Consider the following 19049-nt stretch of genomic DNA (forward strand, 5'->3'; position numbering starts at 1 on the left):
AGCTGATCGAACCCTTGTTCGGCGGCTGACGGCATGCGCAAAGGCGCGTTTCGTTTCCGGGCCCGCCCCAGCCTTTCCTCTTTTCTCCCTTTTCCTGACTGCTCGCTGCGCGTCCCGGTTCACGATCGGGGTACGTCCTGCCGCGGCAATTTTTCGCATCGAATTTCGGTCAAGTTCTAAATTCGTCTGCACTGCAATTTGACGTGTACGAAATGGTCCATTTTGGGTGGACGCTCGCGCACGCGTTTGGCATCGTCGGAATCACTTCCATCTTTCCACGGGTGAATTCCGGCAAGGTCTTGAGATCCGGATCGGCATCGCTCCGGGTCGCGGCCGTCGTCACGCGTCGTCATGCCGCAGAGTCCGCTTCAATCCCTCCGCCGCTATCTGAGCATTTCGGTGTTCGGTGGCGGCATCGTCGTTACCCTCCTGGTCCTGATCGCTTGCGGGCTCGGGATGGTGTCGATCGTCTCGGGCTATGTCGAGGGTGAGCGGCGCAACTACCTGAACGGCCTGGAGCAGACGCTCAACGAAATCCAGGTGAGCGAGACGTCGTTCCGCAACGGCGTCGCGAATGCGCAGCTGATCTGGCAGGAGGCCAACAACGCGCCGGCCTCGGTCGTCGACGCGTTCTTCCGCGACGACCAGCGCGTCGCGATCAGGCCGCATCCGTCGCTCGTGCTCGGCGTGCCCGGGCAAACCGGCGACGGGGACGAGGTGGCGCGCTATCTGTCGCTGTCGGTACTGCTGTCGCGCATCTGCGCGGCGAGTTCGATCAATCGCGGGCGCACGCTGGAGGGCTACCACTACAGCACGCGCACGGGCATGTTCGGGCTGGTGCCGAACCGGAACCGCGACGATCCCGCGCTGGTTTCGCACGAAGATCGCGCGCGCGTGCTGGATGCGCTGCGGATCGATTTCGAACGCGCGTTTCCGGGCGTCGTCGACGCCCGCCCGCACGTGCGCTGGCTGGCGCCGTTCACCGATCCCGTGTCGGGGCAGCCGCGCATCCGGATCGCGGCCGAGGCGCATGACAACGGCAAAGCGTTTGCGGTGCTCGTCACCGAATACCCGCCCGATTACCTGCTGTCGTGGCTGGCCGACTATCGCCCCGAAGGCGCGTTCTACATCACGACGGCCGATGGCCAGCTCGTCACGGCGGATCCTTCCGCGGGCGACGACAGTCGCGCGGCGCGCCTGCTGAAACTGGCGCCGTGGCGGAGCGGCGCGTCGTCGGGCGCGCCCGTGTTTCGGAACGGCTTCCTGCTGTTTCACGGCAAGCTCGAATCGACGGGCTGGACGCTCGCGTACGCGCTGTCGTGGACCGACATCGCGGCCGGCGTCGCGCGTTCGGCCGGCATGCTGGTGGCCGCGACGCTGCTGACGCTCGCGGTCATGTGGGGGCTGCTGCTGCGCTTCCATCGGCGCGAGTTCGCGCCGCTCTACGCGCGCTCGCAGCGCGTGTTCGACAGCGAGGCGCTGTGCCGCAGCGTGATCGAGATGGCGCCGATCGGACTCGGGCTGATCGCGCGCGACGACGGGCGCTTCATGCTGGCAAGTCCCGCGCTGACGGAAATGGTTGCCCGGATCGGCGGCGACTATCACGCGCTGTCGAACCAGGTGGCTGCTGCCTGGCAGGCGCATGACGCGAGCGGCGACGCGAGTGGCGTGCTGCACGACGATCTCCTGCTGGGCGGCGACGAAGCCGCACACCTGCATCTCGAATTCATCGCATGCGGCGCACGCTACCAGGGCACGGACGTGCTGATCGTCGGGGTCGCCGACACGACCGCGAAGCGGCAGCTTATGCAGAAGCTCGAAGAGGCCGTGCGTGCGGCCGATTCGGCCAATGCCGCGAAATCGTCGTTTCTCGCGGCGACGAGTCACGAGATCCGCACGCCGCTGAACGTGATCCTCGGCAACCTCGAACTGCTCGAGCGCTCGGCGCTTGACGCCGCACAGCACGGACGCGTCAGCACGCTGCGCACGTCGGCGACGAACCTGCTCGCGCTCGTCAGTGACATTCTCGATTTCTCGAAGATCGAGGCCGGCGCGATGCAGGTCGAGTCGATCGAATTCGACGTGATCGCGACGGTCTCGCATGAGCTGAACGCGTTCGCGCCGATCGCGAAGGCAAAGGGGTTGCAACTGTTCTGCGAGGTCAACGCAGCCGGCACGCAGCGGATGCGCGGCGATCCGACGCGGCTCGCACAGGTGCTCGGCAATCTGCTTGGCAATGCGATCAAGTTTACGGACGCGGGCTGCGTGACCGTGCGCGTGTCCGTCGTCGCAGACGGCCACGGCGGGCCGGCGTTGTCGATCGGGGTCGAGGATACGGGGATCGGCATTGCGGCGGAGCATCGGCGCAAGCTGTTCAAGGCGTTCTCGCAGGTCGACACGTCGATCTCGCGTCGCTACGGCGGCACGGGGCTCGGGCTTGCGCTGTGCGACCGGCTCGTCACGGCGATGGGCGGCCGCATCGAGGTGACGAGCGAGCAGGGCGTCGGCAGTTGCTTCACGGTTCGTCTGCCGCTCGGCACGAACGTTATCGCGCTCGGCCGGCCGCACGGAGCGCGTGTGCGCGCGCTGACGCTGATTGCCGCGCATCCCGAGTGGCGTGATTTCGCGTTGCCGCATCTGGATGCGTGGGGATTCGACGTCAGCGCGTACGACAGCCCGTCGAGCCTGCCGGGCGCTTTTGCGGGGCCGGTCGTGCTGCTCGGCGACTCCGATTCATGGACGCACGCGGAACTCGACAGCCTGCGCGGCTGTGCGCCGCTGATACTCGCCACGCGCGACGGCCCGCTCGAACCTTACCGCGCGGGCGGCACGGTGCGCGTGTCGAGTTATTCGCTCGTTGGCCTGCGTGCCGCGCTGGCATGCGGAGAATCGTCTGCCGGTGACAGCGCGATCGACGCTTCATCCGGCGGCGAGGCGTCGGGCGTCGACATGTCGAACTGGCGCGCCGGGCCGGCGCTGCCGCCGCCGCCCGTCGCGCGTGCATTGCGCGTGCTGGTCGCCAACGACGAAGCCGTCAACGGATCGATTTTCCGCGAGCAACTGCACGCGCTCGGCTGCAGGGTGGCCGAGGTCGGGTCCGGGCGCGCGGCGCTCGGATTGCTGGCCGGCGGAGACTGGGATGTGCTGCTGATCGGCGCCGACCTGCCCGACATGCGCGCGCACGTGCTGGCCGAAGCCGTGCGCGGCACAGCCGCCGCGTGCGACGTGCTGGTCGTCACGTCGCACGTGACGCCCGAATGCATGCGCCGCTGTGTGGCGGCAGGCGTACGGCGCATCTTGACGAAACCCGTGACGCTCGCGCACCTGCGCGGCGCGCTTGCACCTGCGTGGCAGCGGCGCGGGGCTGCTCCGGAAAGCGCGACGCGTGCAGCGGGCCGGCCGGTCGATCGTGAAACGGCATTGCATGACGAATAACCGATAACTGCAAACGTCGCGACGCATGTTCGAGACAACCAAGGCAGGGTGCCGGCACACGTTGCGCGGCATATTTCAAATCACACTGGAGGGGAAGGCCGTGCGTCACTTGGGGAAGATATTCGCACTGTTGCTCGATTTTGCGACGCTGTCCGAGAAGTCACGGAAGGAGTTTCTGACGATGATGAACGAGTATCTGCTGATGTCGCCGGCCCAGAGGCGGCGTGCGATCAACGAATGGAAAATGCGACAGGAGGGCGGCCAGCACGACGAACCCGGCGAGTCGATTCAGCGGTAGCGCGCGGCATCGGGCGTGAGCGCGTCGAGATAGCGCAGCGACCGTGTATCGCGTCGCACGGCGTACGATGTTGCGCGGGTAAGCCGAGCGGTTCAGGGGCGCCGGCCGTAAGGGCCACTGCTGTCACATACGGTCGGGTATGACTGCGGTCTTCTGCGGTCGCTCGGATTCGATCCAACGATCCAACGATCCGGCGCTCCGGCGCTCCGGCGATGCGGCGATGCGGCGCTCCGGCGATGCGGCGATGCGGCGATGCGGCGAGCCGCGAGAAGCGGGTGTCGACGCGCGCCCATCCCTTGGCGCGCGAGGTGCGCGGATCGTTGCGCGGGCAGCCAGAACGGCAAACGAAGCCGGATTTATCTTAAAATTGAGTCACTTTTATCCGGCGAGCCGATTGCGGCCGACCATCGACAGATGGCGCGAGCATGCTCCCCGTTGCGGCGGGAACCGGATGCGTGACTGAAAGCCTTGGGGAGAAACAGGAACATGGACGAATTCTCTGTGCGCGTGATGGTGGCGGACGATCATCCGGCATCCGCGCTCGGAATGTCGCAGGCGCTGCAAGGCAACAGCACGATCAAGCTGGTGGACGCCGTTTCCAACTCGACGGATCTGGTCGCGGCGCTCGACGCGCAGCCGAGCGACGTGCTCGTGCTCGACTACGTGATGCCCGGTGGCAAGTACGGCGACGGTCTCGTGTTGCTGTCGTTCCTGCAACGTCGCTACCCCGCGCTGCGTATCGTGACGATCACGATGATCGACAACCCGAGCGTGCTGCGTGCCATCCAGAAGCAGGGCGTGAGCTGCATCCTCAGCAAGTCGGACGCGATCTCGCATCTGATCGGCGCCGTGCATGCGGCGTACGTCGGCGCAAACTACATGTCGCCATTCGTCAAGCAACTGATTCAGGACGGCGATACCGTGCCCGTCGCGCGTGCGCTGACGACGCGCGAGATCGAGGTTGTCCGGCTCTTCGGCGCGGGCTATACGGTGGGCGAGATTGCCACCCAGCTGCATCGCAGCAAACAGACCATCAGTTCCCAGAAGTCGAGTGCGATGAAGAAGCTGGGGATCGTCCGCGACGCGGACCTGATTCGGTACGCGGACGAAGGCAATGTGCAGGATCCGCCCGCCTCGGGCGAACCCGCCGCACGTGACTGACGTGAACGCACCGCATGGCGCCGGCCGCGGGCAGGCGCGCGGCGCACGCGGCACGGCGCCGAGGCCGTTCCGGCGCGCACGCGTGCGGTGCGGTCGTCGTGTGTTCGGCGAGATGCCGCCAGCGCAGGCGAGTGCCGGCCTGCGCTACGCGAGGGCGAAACCACAGCGAATCGTATGCCCGACAAATTGAAAAGGCTGGCCGCGCACGCTGCCGCCGTCGGCGGCAAGTCGTTCGACCCGGGCCGGGTTCGGCGCCAGCAGCATGCGCTGCTGTATGGCGGCGGTGCGGCGATTACCGCATTCATCCTGCTGTGCGCGATGCTTGTCGTGCGGGTCGCCGTCGGCGACTACGTCGAGCAGATGCGCTCGTCGTTCCTGCGGGAGGCGGCGCAACTGCATGGCGAGTTGCAGGTGACGAAGGTGTTGTCGGCACGTCTTGCCGACAACGTGACCGAAGCCAACCGGCTCCCCGAAACCGTGCCGCCGGACGTCGTGCAGCAGTTGCTCGACAACGGTGGCCGGATGAGCTGGCCCAGGCTTGGCGAGCCCGCGGTCACCGTGTTCGCCGATATCGCGTCGGGGCAATCGCCCAACGCGTACCTGCGCCATATCGGCGCGCTCTACCGGCTGAGCAAATCCGCATCCATACCGTCGCCGCTTTCGATTGCCCCGAATTTCACGGCCTACCTGATCGGCGTGAACGGCGACTATGTGATGCTGTTCGGTGCCGAACTGGCCGGACGGGCGCCTGCACGGCTGACCGGGGCCGACCTGAAGGCGCTGACGCGCCGGCTCGCACCGGCGAATGCCGGCGACGGCGTCGTCATCGAGACGCGCGACGATCCGCTGCTCGGCAGGCCTGTCACCCGGTTCGAGCAACTGTTGCGCGACGTGGACGGAAAGCCGTTCGCATGGCTCGTCTTCAATGCTCGTCCCGAGTTCGACCGGATCGCAACGTCGCAGACGCCCGACGTTGAGAACGTGCTCGTCGACACGAGCGGGCATATCGTGATCGGACGGCCGCACGACAGCACGCTCGTCGCACGAACGCTCGAGCGCGTGCTGATTCGAAGCCCCATTCCGACCATCCCGCACAGCATCGGCGACCGGTTCGTGCTCGGCGATCGCCTGGCCGGGTCCGACCTCATTCTGATCAAGAGCTACTCGTGGCGAAGCGTGGCGATCGCCAATGCCGCGCGCATCGGCATCACATGCGGCCTGGCGCTGTTCGGCATCGCAGTGCTGTGGACCGGGATCGTCCTGTTCGACCGGCGCGTGCTGCGTCCCGCCAATCGGCGCGCGGTTCGCCTGATCGAAAGCGAGGCGCTCAACCGGACGCTGATTCGCACGGCGCCGGCCGGCCTGGCGCTGCTGTCACTCGCCGACGGCGACGCGATCGTGCGCAATGACGCGATGGCGGCCTACGACAAGGCCGTGTCGGGGCCGCCACTCGGCAAGCGACTGTGGCAGGTCTATCGCGATGCGGTGCGCGAGGGCAGCGTACGCAGGCGGGTCACGCAGGAATTCGCGATCGAGCAAGCGGACCACGGCACCGTGTATCTCGACGCGCACATGGTGCGCGCCAAGTACCGCGGCATCGACGTGCTGCTGTGCACGCTGATCGACATCACCGCGCGCAAGGAAGTGGAGGAGACGCTCCGTGAAGCGCGCGTGGCGGCCGAGGACGCGAACAAGGCCAAGTCGACGTTTCTCGCGACGATGAGCCACGAGATCCGCACGCCGCTCAACGCGATCATCGGCAATCTCGAACTGATGGCCCGCGCGTCGCTGCCGGCGGCGGAGCGGCGGCGCTTGAGGACGGTCGCGTCGTCCTCGGACACGTTGCTGCGCGTGATCAACGACGTGCTTGACCTGTCGAAGGCCGAGTCGAACCAGATGGTGCTCGAAAGCATCCCGTTCGATCTGCGCCGTGTATTGACCGATGTGACCGCGATTTTCCGGCCGCTCGCGGATGCGAAAAACCTCGGGCTTGCCTGTCGCGTCGCGCCGGAGCTGGCCGACGGCTACGTGGGCGACCCGACCCGGCTGCGTCAACTGGTGTCGAACCTCGTCAGCAACGCGATCAAGTTCACGAAGCGCGGCGGCGTGACGGTCGAGGCGCGGCTTGCGCCGGCCGGTGCGGCCGGGCGGCGCGTGGAGGTGGTCGTTCGCGATACGGGCATCGGCATTCCCGAGGACAGCATGCCGACGCTGTTCGACGTCTATATCCAGACCGACGCATCGGTCTATCGGCGCTTCGGCGGCACGGGGCTCGGGCTGCCGCTGTGCAAGCGCATCGTCACGCTGATGGGCGGTGAGCTGAGCGTCGACAGCCGTCTTGGCGAGGGCACGACGTTCACCGCCGCGTTGCCGTTGCTCGATGCGCCGCTCGGGTGGCGGGCCGACACACTGGAACTGCCGGCGTTCGCGGATGCGGTGCGCGGCTATGGATCAACGTCAGAGTCGGATGAGGAATCCGACGCGACGGCGGGTGCCGAAACGCACGCGCTGGCCGGTGAAGACGACGAACCGCTGCGCGTGCTCGTTGCCGAGGATCATCCAGCGGGCCGCGCGTTGCTGCGCGATCAGCTCGATGCATTGCGTTATGACGCCACGATCGTTTCCAACGGCGTGGAGGCGATGCGCGCGTTCTTCGAGCACTCGTTCGACGTCGTGCTGACGGATCTCGGCATGCCCGAGCTCGACGGGTTTGCGCTGGCGAATTTTCTGCGTGAGCAGGGCGCGAAGGTGCCGGTGATCGCGATGACCGCGCATGCGACCGACGAAGATCGCCGGCGCTGCGAGCGGGCCGGTGCAGTGGAGGTCGTGTTGAAGCCGTTGTCGATCGATACGCTTGAAGCGGTATTGAGCCGGCATGGCGGTCGGCGGGCGGTGGCGAGCGGTGAAGCGAAAGCGCCGGCGCATGATGGGCCGCCGGTCGTGACCGACGAGATGCGGCAGACGCTGCGCGCGGCGACGCTGCGTTCGCTGGTGGTGATCGAAGCGGCGTTGTCGGACGGTGAAATCGACTCGATCAAGGTCGAACTGCATTCGATGCGGGGCGGGTTCGCGATGGCGGGCGACGTGGCCGCGCGCGATGCTTGCGCCGAGATGGAAGTTGCCGCCAGCGAGGGGGAGGCAGACGCGCTCAGCGCGCGTTGGTCGGGCTTCCGGGATGAAATCCGGCAGGCATTGCGGCGGCTGGCTGAGCCGGGCCGTGAAACAGGAATACGCGAGTAACGTTGCTCGGTGAGAGGCCGCTTGAAACGCCGTCGAATCGCTCGCTTGTGACACATCAGTGGAACGGCGGGCGATGGCGTGATGGCCCCCGTCGTGCGATGCGCAAGCGGATGTTCTCGACAACGGCCGTGCGTGGCGCGAGATCCGGCACGGCGCCGGATGACTGACCGCACATCGTGAAAGCGGCAATCGCGTTGGCAGAGCCGGCCCTGCGTTTGCGGCCTGTCTTGATGTGGCGTGAGGTGAGCGGAATGTCGATATTTCCGTTGCCTGTTTCCGTGACGAACCCTTCCCCAAGGCGTTGGAGCCTCCACCAAATTCAGGTGGTTCGGCCGCGCCATATCCCCGCTTATTCGTAGCGCTCAACTGCTCCCGGTCCGGACAGTACAAGGTCGATTACGCCCCCCGTCCTGGGCGGCGCGTAAGAATCTGCGTTTTATCGCAATTAAATCAAAAGTAAATCAAAGTTAAATCGGAATCGATTTTTCTGATTTCGTACAAGTACGAGTTTTTTTTAGGATCTTATCGATCTTGTCCTATTAAAAAAATCAGCTGGAAAAATCAGAATTATGTCCGTGGGATCAATGTTCCACATCTTTCAGGTGTCGCTTTTATGGCGGCATGTCATTTTTAAAGCATGTTATTTTTTACGTAGGCCTACCACATGAAAAAGCAACTCCTTTCCGCACTCCTCGCTTCGGCCGGTCTGGTCATGATTGCTTCGAACGCTCATGCTGCCGATGGCACGATCACGATCAACGGTTCGATTCTGCAATCCACCTGCAAGATCAACGGTGGTGCTACCGGTGACGTGACGGTCGATCTGCCGAAGATCCGCAGCACGGCGCTGTCGTCGGTCGGCGCGGTCGCGGGTCGCACGCCGTTCACGCTGGCGCTCAGCGAATGCGGCTCGACGGGCGGCAAGGTCGGCGTGTTCTTCGAGACGGGCGCGAACGTCGACGCATCGAGCGGCCGACTGACGCTGGATGCCGCGGCAGATGCAGCCAAGGGCGTTCAGATCAACGTGCTGAATGACCAGCAACAGCAGATCAAGGTTGGCTCTGCAGGCGACCAGAATTCGCAAGTGGTCGATATTGCTGCCGACGGCACCGCCACGTTGAACTATTTCGCAGAGTACTACGCCAGCGACGCAGTGACGGCGGGTAGCGCGAACTCGAAGGTTCAATACTCGCTGACTTACCAGTAATCGAGACCGGGAGGGCCTTTCGGTCTTTGGGAAGGCCCTCCGCCAAATCGCGTCGAACCGGTTGTGGATCGACTCATTTTGTTGTGACTGTCAACTTATGAATAACCTGATCCGATCATATGAAACTTCCGAATATTTTTCGTACACTCGCGCTGACCGCTGCAGTTTTCGCGGCGCAAGCTGATGCAAGCGTGGTGATTTCCGGAACGCGCGTGATTTTCCCGGCAGCGGAACGCGAAGTGACGGTCAAAATCACGAACGACGGCAACGCGCCCGTGCTTGTTCAGACGTGGCTCGACAATGGCGACGCAAATGCGGCGCCGGAACAAATCGATGTGCCGTTCACGCTGACGCCCGCCATGTTCCGGATGGAACCCGGCAAGGGGCAATCGCTTCGTCTGATTCATACGAACGAGCCGCTTCCGAAGGACAAGGAAAGCCTGTTTTGGCTGAATGTGCTTGAAGTGCCTCCGAAGGCAGCCAACGACGATCGCAACAAGGTTCAGATCGCATTTCGTACCCGCATCAAAGTGATTTACCGTCCGGACGGCTTGCAGGGCAAGGCGGAAGACGCGCCGGCACAGGTGAAGTGGGAAGTGGTAGGCGAGAACGGAAAGTACGCGCTGAAGGCGACGAATCCAACGCAATATATCGTGAATATTGGAGAGATCGCACTTAAAGCAGATGGCCATAGTTATGAGGCCCCGGTCGGCGCCGTTTTGCCTGGTGAAACACAGATGTTTCCGATCAAAGGGCTGCACGCAGTTCCCGCGTCAGGCGCAACCGTCTCGTTCTCCAGTCTGAATGATTGGGGCGCAGGCAAGACCCACGAGCAACCGATCAAGCTCGGCAAGTAAGTAAGTCAAATCGTGCGGATCCGTCGCATCACGCAGGTGCGAAGGATCGCCACCGCACCTGGTTGAGCGCGTTGCCGCTTAAATCGAGCTGCTGAACCTGGTTATACGCATCGCATGTCGATGCGATGCCCAAGCGACTGATCAGCTTATCAATAATTTCGAAGTCCGAATTAAAATGGAGTGTCCGAAATGGTTTCGGCTGGCCATCAGAATCATGGCGCTGTCGTTGAGATGCCCCGCCTCAAGCCAATTAGCGCGTTGATGTTGTCGGGGCTCGCTGCCTGGCAAGGGCTGGCTCGTGCGGAAACGGCGTCGCCGACGGAAGTCGCGCCGATGCAACTCGCCCAAGTCGAATTCGATCCCGGCTTCCTCGGCAACGGGGCGGGCGGTCGTGTCGACCTGTCGCGGTTCGAGCGCGGAAATGCCGTGGCTCCGGGGACGTACAACGTCGACCTGTATGTCGGCGCGAAATGGGTTGGCCGGACGGACGTCTCCTTTCAGGCATCGCCACGCACGCTCGATGCGCAACCGTGTTTCGACGAACAGTTGCTGCGCCGTATCGGCCTCGACTTCAAAAAGCTTGAGCCCGGGCTCGTCAAGCAGATCACGATTGACAAGGCGTGTTTGCGGATCGGACAGCTTGTTCCGGAAGCGAGCGCGAGCTTCGACTTTGGCGAGCAGCGTCTGTCGCTGAGCATTCCGCAAGCTTCGCTGAAACGCAGCGCGCGTGGGTACGTGAGCCCGGATCAATGGAGCTCGGGCGTTACCGTCGGGATGCTCGGCTACAACGCGAACCTGTATAGCTCGAAAACGAGTGGCAACACGGCCAACACGCACGGTTACGTCGGCTTGACCACCGGCTTCAATGCGGGAAACTGGCATTTTCGCCACGACGGCGCATACACGTGGGATTCAAGAGGCGGCAGCCGCTATCAGGATATCTCGACCTATGTGCAGCGCGATCTCCCGTCATTGTCGTCGCAGCTCGTGATCGGCGAAACCAGTACGACGGGTGACTTGTTCGATTCGACGCAGTTCAGGGGCGTTCGAATTTCTACTGACGACCGGATGCTGCCCGAATCGTTGCGCGGATACGCACCGGTCGTCCGAGGTATTGCGAACAGCAATGCGAGAGTGACGATCGAGCAGAATGGCATCAAGCTTTATGAAACCACGGTGGCGCCCGGGGCTTTCGAGATCGACGATCTGTATCCGACGGGATATGGCGGCGACCTGGTCGTTTCCGTGACCGAGGCTGACGGTTCTGTCCACACGTTTTCGATTCCTTATGCGGCCGTGCCGCAGTCGTTGCGGCCGGGTATCAACCGCTACAGCTTTGTCGCCGGTACGGTGCGTGATCAGCAGGATTCAAGCAATCCGCTTTTTGCACAGGCCACATGGCAACGAGGTCTGTCGAACCTGATCACCGGATACGGCGGTGTCACGATTGCCGAAGGCTACGCGTCCGTTTTGCTGGGTGCGGCATTCAACACGTCCTTCGGCGCGATCGGCGCGGATATCACGCAGGCCAGTACGTCGATTCCCGGCATGAAGCGCTTCAATGGTTCGAGCATGCGCATCAGTTACTCGAAATCGATGCAGGCGACCGGAACGGATATCGCACTGGCCGCATATCGCTATTCGACGAGTGGCTACTTTGGCCTGAACGATGCGATGACGGCACGGCAGAGCGCGCGAGAAACGGGGACGATCGATTCGGTGTGGCGGCAGCGGAACCGCGCGTCATTGACGCTGAGTCAGAACCTTGGCGAGCGGCGGGGCAGCTTGAATGTGACGGCATCGGCGTCCAATTACTGGAACCGGTCGGGGTCCGACGTCAACTATTCGGTCGGCTATAACAATTCGTTCCGGAATATTTCCTATAACTTGTCCGCGACCAGGCAGCGAAACGTCGGCGGCCAGATGAGTACGCTCTATTACGCAAGCGTGATGATCCCGCTCGGCAAGACGAACTCGGTCAGCGTGACAGGCAACGTATCCCACGATACGAACGGCCGCACGAATGTCCAGTCGATTCTGTCCGGGTCGAGTGGCGTGGACAACAACCTGTCCTACAGCGTCGCCGCGAACCATGCTTCCGGCTCGGGCTCGTCGAGCACCGATGGCAGCGGCAGCATCGTCTATCGCGGTGCAAAGGCGGAGTTGAGCGCACGTGCGGGTGCGAGCCGCGATTACCAGCAGGGCTCGATCGGTGTGCGCGGTGCCGTTGTAGCCCATCCGGGCGGTGTCACGCTTTCGCAACCCTTGTCGGAGACGTTCGGCATCGTCGAAGCGCCGGGGGCCGATGGCGCCCGTGTGACGACAGCGTCCGGCGTGCGTATCGACAGTCGCGGCTACGCGGTCGTACCGTTCCTGACGCCCTATAGCCTCAACACGATCGAGCTTGATCCGAAGGGGTTGTCGATCGATGTCGAATTGAAGGAAACCAGCCAGCAAGTCGCACCGCGCGCGGGCGCTGTACCGCTACTCAAGTTTGGCACGTCCACGGGACGTTCGGCGATGATCCAGGCGCGATTCGCCGACGGCACGCCGCTGCCGTTTGGTGCGGCGGTGCTCGACGAAGAAGGGCGCGAGGTTGGCGTCGTCGCGCAGGCCAGCAAGATTTTTGCGCGGCAATTGAAGGACGCCGGAAATCTGAGCGTCAAGTGGGATGCCGATGGCACGTCCCAATGCCGTGTTGCCTACGCATTGCCCATCCGTGAGAAGGGGCAACCGACAAGCAACACGTACCCGCAGATCAAGGGCGTTTGCAAACCCGAGGGGGGGCGCAAGAGTGCTACCTGATTGCAGGCTTCAGTTGGCTAGCGGATTTGAGAAGGAATGAAGCATCAGGATTGATTTATCGTGACTGATGGGAATTTTTAACATTTTTGAAATCACTTGAGGTTCTCATGAATAGATTTTCAGTGGGCGCTCTATGCCGGGTTGCACTATTGGCTTGTGGATATTTTTACGCGGCACCAGTACTGGCTGACTCGTGTCATGGAGAAGGGGATGGTGGCAGTGGAAAGGAGGGAGTCTTGAAGGCATATATATCGATGCCGGCGAGTCTGACGGTGGATGCGTCAGTTCCTGATGGCACTGTATTGTGGAGTCATCTAGCGCAACCTGAATCTCTCGGAAGAATCAATGTTCGCTGCGAATACTACCCTTTTCAGGGTTGGCGGAGAATGATGGGCGTGAAAGCTAACTATTCTGCATACGAGACGTCTGTGCCTGGTATTGGAGTTCGGTTGAAGGGGTTGGGAAATACTATAATTTATTGGCCTGTTGGCGGGCCCAACGAGATTCAGGGGAAGGATAACTGGTGGCCGGATAGATGGGAAAAGACTACCGGGTTGCTGGTGGAACTGGTAAAAATCGGTCCAATTTATGGAACTGGAACGCTGAGTGGTTTGGTTGCAACGCATACGTATGTGGGAGATATCAAGGAAAAAGTAATTGCGGAACTCTGGTTTGACGATGTTTCAATTGGGCCGAGGAGGCCGTCGTGTGCTGTATCAACAAAGTCGGTTACGGTTCCTCTCGGTAATGTGCCGATACGGAAGTTGAACAGTGTTGGGGCGACGAGCGATGAGAAGTCCTTCAACGTGAGCATTCAATGTACCGGGGGCTTGAGCGGGGCGACAGTAAAAGCCCACATGACAATGACCGATGCGACAAATACGTCAAATCGAACCAATGTCCTGTCGTTGACGAAGGATTCCACTGCGACTGGTGTGGGCATCCAGATCAAGCGAACCTCGGAAAATGTCCTGGTAAATTATGGTGCGGATTCCTCTGCAGTGGGCAACGTCAACCAATGGGAAGTCGGATCGTTGGGGAACGGGGTTGTTACGATTCCGTTCAGTGCGCACTATATACGAACCTCATCCGATATCGGGGTGGGCTCGGCAAATGGCAAGGCGACCTTTACCATGAGCTTTAACTAGCAGTATCTTGCATGTGACCGCTGCGCGATTCATTATATTGAATCGCCACGATCCTCATCGGCGATATTGGCACCATCTACCTGGAAATCCGCAGTTTTGAATCTGGAAAATTCGGGGTCAGCGCGTCGCGAGTACGTATTGATCAACCTGATGCTCGATGACGAACTGTGGATCGCCGATATGGCCTTGTCTTGCTACGTGCGCTATTGGTAAATTGGTGGATTTTCCGGTTAAAGGTTGCATCGAATTCCTTGTCGGTCTCGCTCGGGAGTTTCCACCAGTTCGTAGTGGGCCGAATCGACCCAGCGGCGTACCGATGACGGAATTCTGCCGGCGTCATTCATTGCAGCACGGAGTGCCATTGCTCTCGTTATCGTACTCTTGTCGGATTTCGATTTATCATCCGGCACCCTCGCGCGAGAAGAACCCATGTGCATTGAGGCGTTTCTCGCGGAAGCACCTATTGAGGGATTCCGTTTTTGGCGTCTTGCTGCACCCTGCGGCAGACCATCGCTGATAGCCATCGGTCGCGATGTCAGGCTGATACCAACCCAATTCATCAAACTCTAACTGAAGTCGAACAAAGACGACACGCTCGACGCCCAAGCGATCGCCGAAGCCATGACGCACCTGACGACCCGCTTCGTCCCTGCCAACCGCCACGAACAACCTGACACGCAGGCGCCGCGCCGCGCCGCGTGCGAGCCCGTGTTGCTCACCAGCACGCCGCCATTGTGAGTTGGTTTCGTTGCCACCTGCTCGAATACGGCATTGCCATCCACGCTGGAGTCGGCAGGTTCCAGCGAGACGTCGCTCGCAGCCGCGCATACGGCTCTGACGACCTGACGCCGCTGATACGATGCTTCTCGTGGTTCAGCGGCCGGATTTCTTGCGCATGGATGAGCGCGTCACGTCACTTTCCGAGCCAATCGAATCCTTCGCCCAGCGGGATGACGTCGTGTATCGACTCACGACGATTCCCGGAACCGTGCGCCCTTGCCGCAAGTGCCTTGTGTGGGGCAGTTGGAGATGGCAAGCCATTCCGCACCGGACGAGATTTGGCCGCGTGGATCGATCTTGTGCCGCGTCAGCATGCAACGGGAGGCAAGCTGGCGTTGTCGGGTATCTGCAAGCGCGGCAATCAGTCCGTGAGCCAGGTTACGAGAACGGGGAGCCGGATCTTTCCCGATGCATCCGGACGGCTCCCGAGATCGACTCGGATGATGGCTCGATGCCCTTGAAGGCAGGACGCGTCACAACAAGATACGATTGTGCGGACGAACAAGCTCGCTCGGGTCCAGTGGGTCGCACTCACGCGTCCAGGAGCGCGGTACGAGAAGAGGGGCCCGCGTTTTTGGAAGCGACTTGACATCAAGATTGCGTCGACGCGAAATCGTGGGGACGCACTGCCAACTGGCGTGCTGCAAGCGTTGAATAAACGAGTGGAAATTGTGCGGCTTTGCGGGCTACGGTCAACGAGACAGCCGGAGCCTTCGACTCAATGCCACACTATCGGCCGCTCGATCCAGATGTGGCACACATATCCCGATAGACAGACCATGCAAAGCGTTGCGCACACGGTCGCGACACCAGACCAGCTCTGAAGATCCGCACGCAACCCGGCGATCTTGTCGGCTGCCCCGATCACGTACGGATGGATCAGATAGATCGAGTAACTGGCTGCGCCGAGCGAAGCCACGACCCGGTTCGTGATCGTCCAGTTCCGCATGTCGAGCGCGACCAGAGAAACGATCAGCACGCACGCCGGCACGCCCCATATCGCAATGCGCATGAACGCTTGTGGCGTACCGCACACAGCATAAGACAAAGGAACCGCTACGACCGCACCAACTGCCGCGATCGCCCACGCCGGCGCGGCGATTCGGCACACGATGCCGGTTTGCAGCACCCGATACGCCAGGACACCGAGGCCGAACTCCAGCACGAACGGTTGCCCGAGGTGATGGGCGACGGTGCCGGGTGTGCCGTCGATTGCCACCCATAGGCAGAGCGACGCGAGCATCAGCGCTGCAAACGCCGTCGCGCGGCGTGCGCGGACGACCCAGAGGCTTGCCGCAACGGCGAGATAGAACAGCATCTCGTACTCGAGGGTCCAGCCGTTCAGGTTCAGCGGCCCCCAATGACCGTTTTCCTTGACCTACGGCACGAACAGCAGCGATTTGACGAGGTATTCGGGCGCAGCCGTCGTCGTGTTCAACCAGTGCGGACGCAGCACGGCAATCGCGTAGATGCCGAGCGTCGTCAGCCAGTAGAGCGGCACAACCCGGACCAAGCGCTTGCGGAAGAGCGCGCGCCCTTCGTCCGGCGCGACCCACGACATGATGAATCCGCTGATCACGAAGAAGACGTCGACGCCGGCCTGGCCGAACGGAAGCACGTGCATGTGATAGGCGACCACCGCGAGAGCGGCGAGTGCGCGCGCAGCCTGGATGTTCGGGAAGAACGCGCGTTGATGCATGTTTTCACGCATGTCGGCCTTCGGACGGAACACGACGATATGTTGCGGCGTAGCTGCGGGGGCCAGCGGCCGCGCGTCGGACGACGGCGGCGCCGGGTGCGTCGGCTGTCCGGCCCGGCCCGCGCACCGGGCGCGAGAACCTCGCGAACTGCACCGCGCACAGCAGGGACACGCTCGACAGATGGCGCGTGTAGCTGCCCAGGTCGGGTTCGAACAGCATCGACACCGCGATGTGTCCGACGACGAGAGCGGCGAGCACGTCGCAGGCAGGATGCTTGTCGCCGCGCGCACGGCGCCACACGGCGGCCAGCGCGATCCAGACGAACACCTGCATCGCGATTTCCTTCGGCCCCGGCGAGAACAGCACCGGCAGATTCAGCCGCGACAGCGCATACAGGTAGTTCATGCAGAACGCGCTGAACGAATCCGGCACGACGAGGTTGTGGAAGCTGGTGCGTGCGCCGAACGGGGAGCCGTACGCGAGATAGTCGGCCGCCATGTCGCGCGGATGCTGCAGCAGATAGTAGACGTCGTTCGGCAGCAGGAAGAGCGCGAGCGGCGCGGCGAGCATCAGCCATGTCCTGCGGCCCCATGATCCATGCCGGAACAGCAGCACGGCGATCGCGATCGCGAGAATCAGCGCGAAATAGCTGCGCACGACGGCCGCGTAGCCGCCGTACAGCACGACGGCGGCTGCGATGGTGACGAGCGTTGAGCGGCGCAGCGCAACCCGGACGAGCACGATGGCCATCAGCACGACGAGCGTGTCCTTGCTCGCAACGAACAGATTGAAGAACACGCACGGTGCGAGCAGGACGAGGTTCGCGACGAGCGACCCGACGCGGCGCGCCTGCGCGATCATCAGCCAGATGAACAGCGCGCCGATCACGGCGGTCAGCACGTGCGTGCCGGATGCGCCCAGCATCGCGTACAACTTCGCGACGGCATCGAACGACGTGCCTTCGTAGTCGCTGGATCCGCCGATCTGGCTCTGGATTTTCTCGGCGTCCCGGAACACATATTCGGGAAGAAACGCGCCGGCCTTCACATAGACGATCCAGTAGAGCGACACGGCCGCCGCCGCGATCGCGGATCTCAATCCCCGGCTGAGCGCGGGCCCCGCTTCGATCAGCTTATGAAGCATCGGATGGGGTCTCCATGATTGAGCGTGGCGCGCAGGTTCGTGCGCCGCGCCCGACGAGTCGTGCCAGCACGGCGACGATCGCGATGCTGGCCGCCAGGTGCGCGAGCGCGGCGCCAGGCATGCCGAAACGCGCGATCAGGAACCATGCGGCCGGGACGCAGGCAGTCGCGACAACGCCCATCGACAGCATCGTTGCGAGCCCCGCGCGCAACGCGATCGCCGCGGCCCACAGCACGTCGGCGACCGCGCGCAGCACGAACGACGCGAGCAGCACCGCCAGCAACGCGACTTCCCGCGCGCCGCTTCGTTCATGCGCGAGCTGGAATATGTCGCCATGAACCGCAAGGATGGCGACGCCGAGCAGGATGGCAACGCCCGCGCTTGCCGCCGTCGCGCGTCGAAGCTGTCGGCGGAATCGGTCGGAGTCGTCCCCGAGCGCGCGCACGAATCCCGGACCGGCCGCTACGACAATGGTCGCAAACGCAACCGTCTGAACGGCATTGGCGATCGACCATGCAAAGACGTAGCGGCCGAGTGCGTCGGCGTCTGCATGACTGCCGGCGACGAAGCGCTCGAGATATTGCAGCAGCGACAGCACGATGCCCGCCACGTAGAACGGCAGGCCGTTCAGCCAGACGGCGAGCATGCGGCGCGCCGGCGGCGATGTATCGGGCCGCGCGGCGCGGTGCGCGCGACGCGCAAGCGCGCTGATGAAGCACCACGACGCGGCGACGGCGCACACATTGCATGCGAACCAGAGCGCGAAGACGACGTCGATCGAGCGCACCACGCCGGCGAGCAGCCCGGCGCACGCGGCGCCGGCCCATGCGCCGGTACGGGCGAAGAGGAGCAGCGAGCCGGCGCGCGGCCGATGCAGCGAGTAGACCCATGCATTCGTTTCGAATGCCGCATGCTCGGAGAGTGCGACGAGCACGACCCACGTCAGCACGTCGGGCGACATGCCGAACGCGTCGACGCGGATGCCGGCAATCGGCGCGACGACGAGCACCGCGCAGACGACGAAATAGAGGGCGCAGAACGCGATGCCCAGTACGCGCGCGTCGCGGATCGCGGGCAGCGGATCGCGCGTGCTGAGGCGTCGGTTGAGTTCGGTGCCGAAGCCGAGGCCGAGCAGTTTCGACGCGATGACCGACGCGGCGACCGCGAGTCCGTAGGCGGCCACGGCGTCGAAGCCGAGCGTGCGCGCGACGACGAGCGTCAGGCAGAACTTCAGGCCGAGCGCGGCGAACCGGAGGAAGAGTCGAATGAGCATCG

Annotated in this window: 11 protein-coding genes and 1 pseudogene; 9 read left to right on the plus strand and 3 right to left on the minus strand. The window is 62.9% G+C overall.

Translation table 11 applies throughout. The features are described 5' to 3' along the window. Positions 1 to 351: 351 nt before the first annotated feature. From ACV229_RS17345 to ACV229_RS17385, 9 genes are all read left to right on the plus strand, one after another. On the plus strand, positions 352 to 3435 hold the full coding sequence (locus tag ACV229_RS17345) for an ATP-binding protein (protein ID WP_448084332.1): 3084 nt from the start codon (positions 352 to 354) through the stop codon (positions 3433 to 3435). A gap of 25 nt (positions 3436 to 3460) precedes the next feature. Next, complete coding sequence (locus ACV229_RS17350) at positions 3461 to 3733, plus strand: hypothetical protein (RefSeq protein WP_448084333.1); 273 nt, start codon at positions 3461 to 3463, stop codon at positions 3731 to 3733. Positions 3734 to 4219: 486 nt separating this feature from the next. Next, positions 4220 to 4894 carry a response regulator gene (locus ACV229_RS17355; RefSeq protein ID WP_448084334.1) on the plus strand — a complete coding sequence of 225 codons (675 nt, stop codon included), beginning with the start codon at positions 4220 to 4222 and terminating at the stop codon, positions 4892 to 4894. 174 nt (positions 4895 to 5068) lie between these two features. After that, a complete protein-coding gene (locus tag ACV229_RS17360; RefSeq protein WP_448084335.1) occupies positions 5069 to 8134 on the plus strand; it encodes an ATP-binding protein in 3066 nt (1021 codons plus the stop codon). Between the two features lie 664 nt (positions 8135 to 8798). Then, the gene (locus tag ACV229_RS17365) at positions 8799 to 9341 is read left to right on the plus strand and encodes a fimbrial protein (protein ID WP_448084336.1); all 543 of its coding nucleotides are present in this window, start codon (positions 8799 to 8801) and stop codon (positions 9339 to 9341) included. 119 nt (positions 9342 to 9460) lie between these two features. Further along, on the plus strand, positions 9461 to 10198 hold the full coding sequence (locus ACV229_RS17370; protein WP_448084337.1) for a fimbria/pilus periplasmic chaperone: 738 nt from the start codon (positions 9461 to 9463) through the stop codon (positions 10196 to 10198). A 189-nt stretch (positions 10199 to 10387) separates the two neighbouring features. Beyond that, a complete protein-coding gene (locus ACV229_RS17375) occupies positions 10388 to 13003 on the plus strand; it encodes a fimbria/pilus outer membrane usher protein (RefSeq protein WP_448084338.1) in 2616 nt (871 codons plus the stop codon). A 236-nt stretch (positions 13004 to 13239) separates the two neighbouring features. After that, positions 13240 to 14151, plus strand: coding sequence for a fimbrial protein (locus ACV229_RS17380; protein WP_448084339.1), 912 nt, complete (start codon positions 13240 to 13242; stop codon positions 14149 to 14151). A gap of 950 nt (positions 14152 to 15101) precedes the next feature. Then, positions 15102 to 15392 (plus strand): transposase, encoded by a 291-nt coding sequence (locus ACV229_RS17385; RefSeq protein WP_448084388.1) that lies wholly within the window; start codon positions 15102 to 15104, stop codon positions 15390 to 15392. A 257-nt stretch (positions 15393 to 15649) separates the two neighbouring features. Here ACV229_RS17385 and ACV229_RS17390 read toward each other — a convergent pair. From ACV229_RS17390 to ACV229_RS17400, 3 genes and pseudogenes are all read right to left on the minus strand, one after another. Beyond that, positions 15650 to 16642: pseudogene (locus ACV229_RS17390) on the minus strand (acyltransferase family protein). Then, positions 16635 to 17774, minus strand: coding sequence for a hypothetical protein (locus tag ACV229_RS17395; RefSeq protein ID WP_448084340.1), 1140 nt, complete (start codon positions 17772 to 17774; stop codon positions 16635 to 16637). Before ACV229_RS17395 ends, ACV229_RS17390 begins: the two are co-directional and overlap by 8 nt. Beyond that, the gene (locus ACV229_RS17400; protein WP_448084341.1) at positions 17764 to 19047 is read right to left on the minus strand and encodes a lipopolysaccharide biosynthesis protein; all 1284 of its coding nucleotides are present in this window, start codon (positions 19045 to 19047) and stop codon (positions 17764 to 17766) included. Before ACV229_RS17400 ends, ACV229_RS17395 begins: the two co-directional genes overlap by 11 nt. Positions 19048 to 19049 lie beyond the last annotated feature (2 nt).

The organism is Burkholderia sp. MR1-5-21 (assembly GCF_053427715.1).

Excerpts from the sequence above, each read along its gene's own strand:
- ACV229_RS17400 (WP_448084341.1), bottom strand. The coding sequence starts at position 19,047 with ATGCTCATTCGACTCTTCCTCCGGTTCGCCGCGCTCGGCCTGAAGTTC.
- ACV229_RS17355 (WP_448084334.1), top strand. The coding sequence starts at position 4,220 with ATGGACGAATTCTCTGTGCGCGTGATGGTGGCGGACGATCATCCGGCA.
- ACV229_RS17345 (WP_448084332.1), top strand. The coding sequence starts at position 352 with ATGCCGCAGAGTCCGCTTCAATCCCTCCGCCGCTATCTGAGCATTTCG.
- ACV229_RS17365 (WP_448084336.1), top strand. The coding sequence starts at position 8,799 with ATGAAAAAGCAACTCCTTTCCGCACTCCTCGCTTCGGCCGGTCTGGTC.
- ACV229_RS17395 (WP_448084340.1), bottom strand. The coding sequence starts at position 17,774 with ATGCTTCATAAGCTGATCGAAGCGGGGCCCGCGCTCAGCCGGGGATTG.
- ACV229_RS17350 (WP_448084333.1), top strand. The coding sequence starts at position 3,461 with ATGTTCGAGACAACCAAGGCAGGGTGCCGGCACACGTTGCGCGGCATA.
- ACV229_RS17360 (WP_448084335.1), top strand. The coding sequence starts at position 5,069 with ATGCCCGACAAATTGAAAAGGCTGGCCGCGCACGCTGCCGCCGTCGGC.
- ACV229_RS17385 (WP_448084388.1), top strand. The coding sequence starts at position 15,102 with ATGACGTCGTGTATCGACTCACGACGATTCCCGGAACCGTGCGCCCTT.
- ACV229_RS17375 (WP_448084338.1), top strand. The coding sequence starts at position 10,388 with ATGGTTTCGGCTGGCCATCAGAATCATGGCGCTGTCGTTGAGATGCCC.
- ACV229_RS17370 (WP_448084337.1), top strand. The coding sequence starts at position 9,461 with ATGAAACTTCCGAATATTTTTCGTACACTCGCGCTGACCGCTGCAGTT.